Annotated in this window: 10 protein-coding genes and 1 pseudogene; 1 reads left to right on the top strand and 10 read right to left on the bottom strand. The window is 59.6% G+C overall.

The window, feature by feature from the left end; all coding sequences use genetic code 11:
* Positions 1-211 precede the first annotated feature (211 nt).
* Positions 212-1198 carry a diaminopimelate epimerase gene (locus BMX59_RS25340; protein ID WP_093127132.1) on the bottom strand — a complete coding sequence of 329 codons (987 nt, stop codon included), beginning with the start codon at positions 1196-1198 and terminating at the stop codon, positions 212-214.
* 354 nt (positions 1199-1552) lie between these two features.
* Between BMX59_RS25340 and BMX59_RS25335 the strand changes: the two genes are divergently transcribed.
* Positions 1553-2704: an MFS transporter gene (locus tag BMX59_RS25335; RefSeq protein WP_093127129.1), complete on the top strand. Its 1152-nt coding sequence runs from the start codon at positions 1553-1555 to the stop codon at positions 2702-2704.
* A gap of 51 nt (positions 2705-2755) precedes the next feature.
* Here the strand turns inward: BMX59_RS25335 and BMX59_RS25330 are convergent, their stop codons facing one another.
* The 9 genes and pseudogenes from BMX59_RS25330 to BMX59_RS25285 form a co-directional block, all read right to left on the bottom strand.
* On the bottom strand, positions 2756-3631 hold the full coding sequence (locus tag BMX59_RS25330; protein ID WP_256572998.1) for a hypothetical protein: 876 nt from the start codon (positions 3629-3631) through the stop codon (positions 2756-2758).
* A gap of 632 nt (positions 3632-4263) precedes the next feature.
* Positions 4264-4472 (bottom strand): annotated as a pseudogene (locus tag BMX59_RS30900) (RNA polymerase subunit sigma-24); the annotation flags it as partial.
* 15 nt (positions 4473-4487) lie between these two features.
* Positions 4488-5417, bottom strand: coding sequence for a type III secretion effector protein (locus BMX59_RS30320; RefSeq protein ID WP_139212930.1), 930 nt, complete (start codon positions 5415-5417; stop codon positions 4488-4490).
* Between the two features lie 199 nt (positions 5418-5616).
* Entirely contained in the window at positions 5617-8022 is a 2406-nt protein-coding gene (locus BMX59_RS25310) for a TonB-dependent siderophore receptor (protein ID WP_093127118.1), read from the bottom strand.
* Positions 8023-8119: 97 nt separating this feature from the next.
* Positions 8120-9073 (bottom strand): FecR family protein, encoded by a 954-nt coding sequence (locus BMX59_RS25305; RefSeq protein WP_093127114.1) that lies wholly within the window; start codon positions 9071-9073, stop codon positions 8120-8122.
* 26 nt (positions 9074-9099) lie between these two features.
* Positions 9100-9600 carry a sigma-70 family RNA polymerase sigma factor gene (locus BMX59_RS25300; RefSeq protein WP_071495145.1) on the bottom strand — a complete coding sequence of 167 codons (501 nt, stop codon included), beginning with the start codon at positions 9598-9600 and terminating at the stop codon, positions 9100-9102.
* A gap of 78 nt (positions 9601-9678) precedes the next feature.
* Entirely contained in the window at positions 9679-10329 is a 651-nt protein-coding gene (locus BMX59_RS25295) for a CGNR zinc finger domain-containing protein (RefSeq protein WP_093127110.1), read from the bottom strand.
* Between the two features lie 107 nt (positions 10330-10436).
* Positions 10437-11042: an adenylyl-sulfate kinase gene (gene cysC / locus BMX59_RS25290; protein ID WP_092249594.1), complete on the bottom strand. Its 606-nt coding sequence runs from the start codon at positions 11040-11042 to the stop codon at positions 10437-10439.
* Entirely contained in the window at positions 11039-12268 is a 1230-nt protein-coding gene (locus tag BMX59_RS25285; protein ID WP_093127105.1) for an MFS transporter, read from the bottom strand. The genes cysC and BMX59_RS25285 overlap by 4 nt, the downstream gene beginning before the upstream one ends.
* Positions 12269-12276 lie beyond the last annotated feature (8 nt).

Raw genomic sequence — 12276 nt, 5'->3', positions numbered from 1 at the left:
AAAGCTTAGCGATTACGGGCAAAAATCGGCTGTTTTAAAATAAAAAAGAAGATTCGTACAAAGAAGTTGGAAGTGTCTTTTACAAAACAATAAAACGAGTCAATGTGCCACTTCTTAACAATAAGAAATGCCCTACATTAACCTTCTTAATAACAACTAACTGACACAGAAACAGCCGACACTGAATCACAGCGTCAGCCGTTAAAAAACCTCAGGCCTGCAGCCGTGCGGTCCCGAATAGACTGACGCCGAGCAGCGTCTCGCCCTGGGTGTGCAAGCGTACCGGCGCAACGCCACCCGGCATCACCACCGCGACGTCACCGTTCTCGACCCAGCCCGCACGCCATGCCGCGCAGGCGACGGCGCTGGCACTGGTGCCGGAAGACGCGGTCGGCCCCTCACCGCGCTCGAACACCCGCGCTATGACCTGGTTGCCAGGCTGGCGCGCCGCCCATTGCAAGTTGACCCCCGCCTCACAAGGCCGGCCACCGCCCGCAGGGGGCGCGAAGGCGATCGCCTGCAAGGGCTGGAACAGGTTTGGCAGCAGCATCTGTACGTTGTCCGGCAACGTCGAGAGCTGCTGGACCAGCGTCACACAATGGGGGTTGCCCACCCTCACGAATTGACTGGCAGCCCACTGTGGACTGATCGCCGCCAGCTCGGCGACATGGCTCAGTTCAGTACCCTCAAGAAACACCTGCCCAACCCCCTGCGCGCCCACCGCCGCCGGCCCGAAGGCAGGTACCCCCAGCTCAACCCAGAACCCTGCAATATCGTCACGAACGGCAGGTTCCACCCGAGTGGCGACCGGTGATTGCGCATCCGATTTGTCGTGATGGACCCGCAGCTCACAAGCCTCGGTCATCAGGCCCTGGTCGGTGAGGGCCTGGGCGAAAATCGTCAAGCCATTACCGCTGCGCTCGGCCAAAGAACCGTCGGTGTTTACGATCAGCAGATCGAACGGCGGCGTGTCCTGGAACGGCCCCACCAGCAGGCCATCACAACGGTGGGCCTTGCCACCAGCCGGGCGCGGCACCGAGCCCCAGCTGCATTCCGAGGCGATAGCCGACGCTGCCCAGGCGGTACGCACAACCGCGGCTCGCTCAGCGCTCTCGGGTACATCAATGCCCTTGCTGCTCAATGAAGCCGGGCTGACCACACCATAGATATTGCCGCGAGCGTCGTAGAACAGAGTCATGAGGTCATCCACCGAGGCATGGGTTGAGCGCAAAAAAGGAGTTGCTCGATTGTGTGGGATCCCGCCGTTGCACACCACCCGCCTGACGCAGTTTCAGAAGCGGCCTGGAAGGTGGTAATCCACCACGAGAACCCTGGGGTTCAATCGTTCCCGCAGGGATTACACACCTTCCAGACCTCCTCCTACAAACTCGATACGACGTATGTGGCTGCAACCCGCCCTGGCGTTCCAGCTTGTAAAAATAAAATTCAAGGCAGCCCGAATCCCAACGGAACCCGGCTCGCACACCAAGGCCTGATGTGCAAGGATGTCGCGCCGGACATCGTTCGTTGAACGCAAAACCAAGGATTTTTCATGACTGCCATCCCCACCTCAGCGCCCGTGGTTCCCGGGCGGCTGGAGCAAATGTCGACCCGTATCGCTTTCTTCATTGCCGGCTTCGGCATCGCGGCCTGGGCGCCGCTGGTGCCGTATGCCAAGGCTCGTGCCGGGCTGAGCGAAGGCACGCTGGGTCTGTTGCTGCTGTGCCTGGGGGTCGGTTCGATCATCGCCATGCCCGCCGCGGGTGCATTGGCCTCACGTTTCGGCTGCCGACGCGTACTGAGCGCCGGCACGATCCTGATCTGCCTGGCATTGCCGATGCTGGCGACAGTGAGCTCGATTCCGCTACTGATGGCTGGGTTGTTCCTGTTTGGTGCCGGCCTGGGCACGGTGGATTCCACGGTCAACTTGCAGGCGGTGATCGTTGAACGCGCCAGCGGCAAAACCATGATGTCGGGCTTTCATGGGCTGTTCAGCCTGGGGGGCATCGTCGGTGCGGCGGGTGTCTCGGGTTTGCTCGGGCTGGGCCTGTCGCCGTTGCAGGCGACCCTGGTGGTGATCGTCATCACGCTGGCGGCGCTGCTCAAGGCTGCACCGCACCTGCTGCCCTATGGCAGTGAAAGTTCCGGCCCGGCGTTTGCCGTGCCCCACGGTGTGGTGCTGTTTATCGGTTGCCTGTGCTTTATCGTGTTCCTGGCCGAAGGGGCGGTGCTCGACTGGAGCGCCGTGTTCCTCAGTGCCGAACGTGACCTGGACGAAGCCTATGCAGGGTTGGGCTACGCAGCATTTGCGCTGACCATGACGGTCGGGCGGTTGACCGGTGACGCCATCGTGCGCCGGCTGGGCGCAACCCGGGTCATTGTGGCGGGTGGCACACTGGCAGCGGCCGGCACCTTGCTCGCCACCTTGTCTCCAGCGTGGGAAATGGCATTGTTGGGTTATGCACTGGTGGGTGCAGGGTGCTCCAATATTGTCCCGGTGCTGTACACGGCTGTGGGCAAACAGAACGTCATGCCAGAACACATTGCTGTACCGGCCATTACCACTCTGGGTTATGCCGGGATATTGGCCGGGCCGGCCTTGATCGGGTTCATCGCCCATGGCAGCAGCCTGGCAACCGCTTTCCTGTTGATCGCAGGGCTGCTGGCGGCGGTGACCGTGAGTGGCAAAATACTGCGGGTGTGAACGCAAAGTGATACGAGCAGCTTGAGCTTTTCAAGCCGCTCGTACCGGCCTTTAACTCTCTCCCAGATTTTTTTTCATGTATTCATGCAAGCGCTCAATACTGCTTCTCTTCAACCAGCCATCGTCATTAAGGCTGCCAAAGGGGTTGTGACCGTTGGCTTTGTAACCATCCATCATGTCCAACAGCCCCCTCTCCTGAATATTCCTGCACATATACACGTCTATTTCAGGGAATTTTTTCAAGGGAAACCCGGTGCGTGGGTCAAGCACAGGTTGGCCGTTTTTATCAGTTACATTAGGGTCTGTGCTGATATAGGTAACTGTGTCTGTTTTCATGTACCGACGTTTCTCTAAACCAAAGAGGACATCGAAGTCTTGCGACTTGTCCCGCAACACATTAAATTTGTCCAGGAATGCCTTGATGACCTGAGCATCGGATTTCGAATGGAACGGATCTGCGCTCTGGGTGTTGGGGTTGGTATTGCCGACTTGCGAGTTGGAAGCCTTGGTCAGACTGTCGCTGGTGATCTCACCGTTCTTTGTGAGAATCGCGGCATTCAGTCGAGGACGGTTGATTGACTCTGCCACCGCCATCATGAGGCGCTCCGGGATCGTCACGCTAACAGCGGCCTTCTGCCAAGACTTCTGTGTCAGTTTGCCGTCTTCCTTGAACTCGTCCAATAATGACAAGTTGTTCTTAATGAAGGTGGCCACCAAGTGATCATCTGAGCTGACAAAGGGGTTCCCAACCCTGGTCATGCCACCGTACAGATTCTGACCGTCAACGTGCCGCTCGGCGCCGTTCACCAAACCAAGGTTATGTCTCCGCGCCGCTGGAAGCGCTGTGCCCAGTGGGCGGGTATCCACCCCCAAACGAGACTGGCCAGTGCTCGCTCCTGCTACCGGACTTCTGATACCACTACTCATTATTCACCTCCAACCTATGTAAATTCCGTAGCCTGGCCCTTGATAGCTTGATCGAAGAAAATGCCTCGAAATCAACACGGTCCAAGCGCCAACTGAGTGGCGGCGACAAAACAATGGTTCCGAAGGCTGCCCTCCATACCTCAGTAAATCTTGATCGTTTGTAACTGCTCATCTGACCGGGCCATCCATGCCCTGGGAAAGTCGCCTAGCCGCGGCTGGACCACCGTTTCAAAAAGTTGGCAACTGTTGAAAGCACAGGGGTGTGCGCCGGTGTTTCAATGAACATCCGAGAGCCTTTGTCAAAATCTTCGGCGGTGGGCGCCTTGAAGCTGCATTTAGGTGAGGATGTGAGGTTGACCCCGTGTAACGGGGATGTGGTTGGGCGTTCCGCTTCCTGCGCGAGCGTAGCCAGGGTTGGAACGTTGTACTGGGATTGAAGGGATTCAAATGATGTCGAATTCATGGTCCAGACCTGATTCGGTAGATGAAGACCCCCATCGGCAGTCAATGACCGGTGGATGTTTTCTGTGTGGCGGGGTCTTCACGAACGGTTCCATTGTGACTGGGTGATAGTCCATCAACTCCTTTCGCTTGATCTGACCATCGCGCAGCCAAGAGAAGCGATTGTCCATCGCCAACTGGATCGCGCGCATGAAACGCTCCGGCTCGTCCGTGTGCTGCGTGCGCTTTTCATAGGCTTCCAGGATCATGGCCTCGCGATAGTCTTCGCGTCGAAAGGCGTCAACGGCAATATTGCGCGCTGCTTGATGCAGATAACCGCGAGGTTGCTCAACCTCGGAGGATTTTGCCTCAAGCACCGCACAAAGGTGTCGTGGGCCAGGGACCGATGTGGAAGTCATTTTCTGAACAGTTTCTGCACCAGATCGCCGCGATGGAAGAGGAGCTCCTTCGCCAGTTGGGTCCGATGGTCCTGCTCAGAATCACCCGTCAGCGGTCTGTTCGCCCACCACTGAAGGACTTCGATCCGCGGATTCCGACCCCAATGCTCACGCACTTCTTGGCGCAATTGCTTGTCGCTGTGGTAGGTGAAGTAGTCCTCCCTGTTGGCAAGCATGTCCAGCCTTTGTGGGCTGGCCAGACGCTCCCGTGCGCCTGTGACAGGGTTTCGGAAGATGGCATTCATCAGGTTCGGATCTTTCAAGACTTGCCTGGCCAGGAGCGTTTCCTGGTTCCTTTTCTTGTTCTCTTCTTTGTTCGGACCGTATTCAGGGAGCAACGGCCGATCCCCCTTCGCTTTCATGCTGCCAACGCTTATGTTACCTGGGTACCTGGGGTCCTCGAAGGCTGTAAAGTTGTCGCGCACCAGCCGCATCAACTCTTCGCGGTTCTTCAGGCTGTAGTCAGTATCAGATTCGCACGGTCGGGTCGGGCATGGCCTGCCAACACTGGGGTTCGGTCGTGGCGGCGGGCTGCTCCAGCCGGGATTCGGCCTTGGTGGCGGATTACTATAGCCTGGATGCATCGGTGGCCGGTGACCACCAAACCAACTGGTCATCCATTCTTTGAACCTGTCCCAGAAACTGGGCGGCATGAACACGCTGTGCTGACCCGAAAAGTGACCGTCCATGGTTGGCTGAGCGTTACCAAACGCAGGGCCAGACTTATTCTCGCTGAAGTGAAAGCTGACGCTGTCGGCGCGATGTCCATTGAAAGACAGCGCTGTAGGCGCCGGGTTGGCGGGTTTAGCCTGAGGCTTGGCGTGTGCCAGCGCACGGTTGTACGTGGTTGATGCAGATGCGGTTGGATCGAGAGTCGATACCGACATGAGGTTCTCCAATACAGTGAGCGTGACCTTCAGGCTGTCGCTTCAACTTAGCGTCGATGCCAATAAGGTGTGCCCATGTGTGGGGTTTGCGTCGGAATCAGTTCCGCGACAGACAGCCAAATGCGCTGCGCACACGTAGGAAACAGGCAAAAAAAATCGCAGCCCTGAAGGGAGCTGCGACTTTTCCTTTCGCAATGAATCAGAACCCGACGCTGGCCTGTACAAAGAACGTTCGCGGCTCGCCAAGGTACAGTCCAGCATTGTTGTCACTGGAACGGGTGTAGTGCTGTTGGTCGAAGACGTTTTTCACACCAACGCCCAGTTTCAGGTTGGACAACTGCTCGCCAAAGTCATAGCCACTGCGCACGTTGACCGAGACGTAGCCCGGAATATCACCGAACTGGCCGTCAGCCGTACCTTGGGTGATATAGGTGCTGGTTGTACCTGGCGCACGCTGGCCGGACTGGGCGTATACATCCAGGTTATGGGTCCAGCGGTTGACGTCGTAACGCAGGCCCAAGGTAGCCACCTCACGGGAATAAAGCGGCAGGTCACGGCCCTTGAACGGCACGTCACCTTCGGACGTGGCCTTGGTGTAGGTGAAGCCGGCATTGGCGGTCAGGCCATCCAGGCGCGGGTCCAGGTTCGACAGGTCATAGTGCGCCGAGGCTTCGATACCGGTGTGCTTGGTGGCGCCGAGGTTGGTCCAGCCCACGTCGTTGCTGACGTATTGCAGCTCGTCCGAGAAGTCGATGTAGAAGAACGTCAGCTCACCGCCCCAGACATTGTCGTTGTAGCGCGTACCCACCTCGTAGGTCTTGGCCTTTTCCGGGTTCAGGCCGTTGGCGGTCTGGTCGCCGGTGCCGCCCTGGCCCAGTTGGAAGTACTGCAGGCTGCCAAACGAGGTCTCGTAGTTGGCGAACAGTTTCCAGGCGTCGGAAACGTGGTACATCACGCTCAATGCGGGCAGCGGTTCGTTGTTGTGGACTTCGCGGCGTTTTTCCTGGGTGCGGGTGCCGTTCAACGCGATCACCGGACGGTCGTGCCATTCGGTGCGGATATCTTCGAAACGGATCCCCGGAGTCACCGTCCACTTGCCGATATCGATCTTGTTATCGATGTAGAACGCGTTGGCCTCGGTGCCCCCGGTGCGATCCTGATAGACATGGCCGTCACTCTGTCCGCCTGGCGTCGGTACATTGTTGACCAGATTCAGGCTGGTCGCCTGCTCATGCATGCCTTCCTTGAGGTAGCGATAGCCCAGGCTGACTTCCTGGGTGCTCGGGCCTACATCGAATACACGGGAGACGCGTGGCTCGATGCCGAAGGTGTAGTAGGTGCGCGGGTAGGAACCGAGGGTCTTCAGGTCGCGGTTGGCGATGTTGCTGCCGCGAAAGCTGTCGGAGTAATAGGTCAGCACCTCGGCCTGGGTACGGTCGTCGATCTGGCGGATGTACTTGAACGATACGTCCTTGCGGCGCCCGCTGAAATTGTCCCAGTCGCGTACCGATTGGTACGGGTTGGCGTCGAACTGCTTCTGCGTCAGGCCGCCGGGCATGTCGGCGCTGGCGTCGTAGTAATGGAAGTTGAGCGAGAAGTCGTCCTGATCGGTCGGCGCCCAGTGGGTCTTGAAGATCACGTCGTCGATGTCGTTGGAATTGTTGCTGTTGCGGTAACCGTTGCCATTGACCCCGGAGTACAGCAAGGCGGCGCCGACGCCGTTGTCGGCGGTGCCGCCGATAAACGCATTGTCGATGTGCTTCCAGCCGCCATGGGCGGAGGTTTGCAGGGTGGTACCGACTTCACCGGAAAACTTCTCGGGGATGGCGCGGGTCACGAAGTTGATTACGCCGCCGACGTTTTGGGGCCCGTAGCGTACGGAACCGGCACCGCGCACCACGTCGATACTGTCCAGGTTACCGGCGGATATCGGCGCCATCGACAATTGCGGTTGACCGTACGGCGCGAACGCTGCCGGTACACCGTCGATCAAAACGGTGGAACGTGGCGACAGGCGTGACGTCAGGCCACGTACGCCAACGTTGAGGGAAATATCGCTGCCGCCGGTGCCGTTGGATTCCTGCACCTGCACACCCGGCACACGGCGCAGCACGTCGCCGACGTTCATCGCGCCCTGCTCCACCATGGCTTCGCGGCGGATCACCGTGCGTGCGCCGGGGTGGTTCTGCACCACTTCGGCGTTGGCGTCGCCGAGCCAGTCGCCCACCACCTTGATATCGGTGGCGCCCAGTTCCAGCGGCGAGCCGGCTTCACCGGTGCCGCTGTTCAGTGGGCGCAGGGTCACGGAGCCGGCATCGATCTGGTAGTCCAGGCCGCTGCCTTGCAGCAACTGGCGCAGGGCTTGTTCGGGGGAAAGGTTGCCGTCGACCGCCGGCGCTTGCTTGCCCGCAACCAGTTCGGGGCTGAAGAACACTTGCAGGGACGTCTGCTGGCCCAACTGGCTCAGCGCTGTGTCCAGGGACTGGGCCTTGATGTGGATAGCCTCGGCGGCGTAGGCCACAGGCAGCGCGGCACTGACCGCAAGCGCCAGGGCCAGCGGCGCCCAGCGGGAGATTTTATTGTTGTTCACGGCGAGTTTTTTCACGTCGAACCTAGTCCTGTGATCGCAAGAGTGTGCGGCTGTTAATGCAAACCAGTTGCAGTTGCAGGAGAAGACGAAGAACTCGAAAAAAACCTGAATGTCAGCGTGAAATAATTTCCTGGCTGCCGTCCGGCAAGGTGCGCAAGGCTACCGGCAGGATGTGCGGCAACGCCTTGAGCAAGGCATCGGTGTCGTCGGACTTGAATACGCTGGTCAGGCGCAGGTTGCCCACGGCCGGCGTGCTGACCCGCAGCGCTTGCTCCCGATAACGCGAGACTTCCCGGGCCACTTCGCCCAGCGAAGCGTTGTTGAAGACCAGTTTGCCGGTACGCCAGGCGGTCAGTTCTTCGGTGTTCACCGCGTAGGCCGCGGCTACCCGCCCCTGGTTGTCGACATGGCTGCCCAGGCCCGCTGTCAGCGTCACCATCTTGTCCGGCGCACGGCCTTGTACTTTCACGGTGCCGGCTTCGACCATGACGCGGGTCTGGTCGTCATCGCGGCGCACATCGAATCGCGTGCCGGTCACGGTCACCTGCCCTGCCCCGGCCGCCACGACAAAGGGCCTGCTGGTGTCATGTTCGACGCTGAACATCGCTTCGCCCTGCTTGATCTCGACGCCACGCCGACCTTTTTCGTAATGCACCGTGACGATGCTGCGGCTATTGAGGTCCATCACCGAACCGTCGGGCAAGGCCACCTGGCGATGTTCCCCCAGACGCGTACTGAACTCGGCGCGGTAGGGCTTGGGATGATCCAGCCCGCTGAACAGGCCCAGCCCCAGCGCGACTGCAACCACACTGGCGGCCGCCGCATAACGCAGGATGGCTCGGCGCTTGGGACGTTCCGCGGGCGCTTCGCACAGCGCCTGCAGGCGGGCGTTGGGCAGCAAGTCAGCGGCGCTCCACACGCCCTGCAATACATCGAACTCATACTGGTGATCGGGATGCTCAGTGCGCCATGCGTCGAAACGCTGGCGTTCGGCAGCACTCAACTCGGCGTCTTGCAGGCGCACAAACCATTGCGCGGCTTCGTCTCGGGCACGGTTATCCATCATGGATGATCCTGTTTCAGAGCGGGCGATCATGGCGCCATCGCGTCCAGGCGGTCGCGCAGATGCCGCAGGGTGCGGATCATATACTTTTCCACCATGTTTTTAGACAGCCCCAGGCGGTCGGCGATTTCCTGCTGGGTCAGGCCCTCGATTTTCTGCCAGATGAAAATCCTGCGGCAATTGAGCGGCAGCTCGGCCAAGGCTCGCTCGATAGAGTCCGCCAACTGGATCGCGTGCATGAAATGTTCCGGGTCGCCGGTGTGCGGCGAACGCTGATCAAAGGCTTCCAGGGTCATGGCCTCGCGACGGTCTTCGCGTCGAAAGGCGTCTACGGCAATATTGCGCGCCGTTTGATGCAGATAGGCGCGAGGTTGCTCGACCTCGGAGGATTTTGCCTCCAGCACCCGCACGAAAGTGTCATGGGCCAGGTCTTCGGCCTGCTGGCGATTTCTCAGGCGGCGCGTCCAGGTCCCGATCAACTCTTCGTAGTGTTCGAAAAAGCCTGTTCTGCGGGGCGGCTGAGGGATCATCGCGGGAGCACTGGGGAGGCGGGGCGTGAATAGTAATGCTTCCTATTAAGCAGGGCAATTGCTACTCGCCATGGGCCCTCAATGCGCCGTTTTGCCACCCACCTGTCTGAGCCGGCTGAGCTTCTCCCGGCTGCCGCACACGCTCATCTGGCACCACTTGCGCTGTTTGTTCTTGGAGATATCCAGGAACACCCAGTCGCAGTCGGTAGCGCTGCAACTGCGCAATGCGTGCAGATCACCGGATACCAGCAATTGCGTGGCCTCGATGGCCAGGCGGCCCAGCACCATGGCCGTGAGCTCCTGCGCCGTGGTGCAAGGCATCCACGCCCAGGCAGGCTTGCCGTCGACAGAACGCAGCACCCGCCGTGCTGCGCCTTGCTGGAAGGCCTCGTTGATCTGCTGCAAGGCGTGGTCGGGCGCGGCAGCTTGCAAGGACAACGGATAAAACACTGCGTACAGGCATTCCCTGAACGCAATGATCGCGTCGAGGTTCGGTTGGTAAGCCATCGATGACTCAAACACCATCGGCTTGTAGTCATCGAACTCCCGGGCCGAGATCAACGACGCATGCAGGGCCCATTCAAAGAAGAACTGAAAACTGGTGAGCCGTTCTTCCATGACCTTGAGCGAAGTGCCGGGGCGACGCCCATTGGTGGTATTGATGAAGTCCAGGACCCGGGCCCCGCCAATCAGGCGAATTGATTTTGCAGTGCCCGTAAAATGTGTCATGCCTGCTCCCGAAAAAACGCGTTCTCCCTGCGATGGCGCAGATTACCTTGTTTTTTCGAGTTACAGATATTGTCATCCCAGCGCAAAGCCGACGCAAAGACAGACGGCTAACCGCGACTGTCGTTGTGCCCCACCCAATCCAGAATCGCCTCGACCGACTGCTCCACCGAAAGCGCCTGGGTATTCAAGTGCACTTCAGGAAACACCGGCACGTCGTACTGGGAGTCGATCCCGGTGAAGTGTTTGATCTGGCCCGCACGGGCTTTTTTATACAGGCCCTTCGGATCACGTTGTTCAGCAACTTCCAACGGTGCATCCACATGCACTTCGACAAAAAACTCATTGCCGATGATCGAACGTGCGTAATGCCGACTGGCCGACGAAGGTGAAATCAGCGCGACAATCACCATCAGCCCCGCCTCCATCATCAAGCGGGCCACTTCGGCGACCCGCCGGATATTCTCATCGCGGTCGCTGTCGGTAAAACCCAGGTCGCGGCACAACCCGCCACGCACCGAGTCGCCATCAATGATCGCGGTGATCCGCCCCTGTTTCTGCAAGGCGATGTCCAACGCATCAGCGATGGTCGATTTGCCGGACGCCGAGATACCCGTCAGCCAGATGACCGCAGGCTTGTGCCCGCGTCCGGCGCGCCGATGGCTGAACGCAAACGCGTGCAGGTTCTGGCTTGGACTGTCTGGAAAATAACTCATGGCCGCACGCCCTCCTTCGCCGCAGTCGGCGGTTTACCCAACATGAACACCATCACGCATTGCACGAACAGCAACAGCGCAACCACCCAGTACACCGTCGAGAACGACCCGGTGAGGTCCTTGGAAAAGCCACCCAGAAAGTTGCCGCACACCCCGCCCAAGCCGATCAGCACATTGGCGATGCCAAAGGCCTGGGTCAGCCGGCTGACCGGCACGATCTGCCCGATGTAACTGGGGACCAGCCCGAAAATGGGGTAGAACGCCAGCGCAAACAGGAACGCGGCCAAGTAGAACAGCGGGAGGCTGTTGAAACTGAACACCAGGGTGGCGGCCAGTCCTGCACTGAGGAAACACATCGCCAGCGACGCCCGCACACCGGCCTTGTCGGCAATCCACCCCACCAGAAAGCCCGAGGCCATGCCCACCGCACCGATGGTGGTCCAGATAAACCCGGCGTCTTGAACCGATACGCCCAATTCATCGCGCAGGAAGGGCGCCAGGTACGTCTGGAAAGGCAGCAATGCCATGCCATTGAGAAACGCGATGGCCCAGGTCAGGTACAGCGAGCGGCTGAGCCACGGCTGGCGGTTGTCAAACGCTACGGCGCGCTCGCCGGCAAACCCGGTGTCCTGGCTCGCGGCCAGGTTGCGCAACAGAAACCAGGCCACCAGACACAGGGCCACCGAGATCAGGCCGGCAGTGAGCCAGATCGAGCGCCAGCCGCCATTCAAGGTCAGGAACGACACCAGCAAGCCATTGATGAACACGCCATAGCTGGTGCCACTGGAGATCAGCCCCATGACCCGCGAGCGATTACCCGGGCTGAAGCCCTTGGTGACGATTTCCGCCAGCGGGATGTACACCGAGGCGGAGCAACCACCGAGCAGGATCAACAAGGCCCCCGACAACCAGATGCTGTCGCTGACGCTCAGGCCCAGCAGCGCCAGGGACGTCATCACGGTGGACACCAGGCTGATTTTCCAGCCGTCGAAGAAACGGCTGATGTAACTGGTCACCGACGAAAACAGCAGGAAGCCAATCTGCGCGCCGCCGGTGATCAGGCCCACCGTGGTGTAGTCGAAGCCGATGTCGCGGCGCATGTCCACGACAAGGTTGGCGAACAGGTAAACCCCAAAGCCGTAGGTACTGGCCACGAACCCGGTGAGGACGATCGCCAGCACGACACTGTCCAATGGGCGGGCATTGCTCTGTACGAGTGTGCTCATCAAGCCTC

This window comes from Pseudomonas sp. NFR09, from assembly GCF_900111535.1.
GTDB classification, from domain to species: domain Bacteria; phylum Pseudomonadota; class Gammaproteobacteria; order Pseudomonadales; family Pseudomonadaceae; genus Aquipseudomonas; species Aquipseudomonas extremorientalis.
Note: the sequence above shows the minus strand (reverse complement) of the source record. Positions and strands in the feature narration are given on the sequence as shown.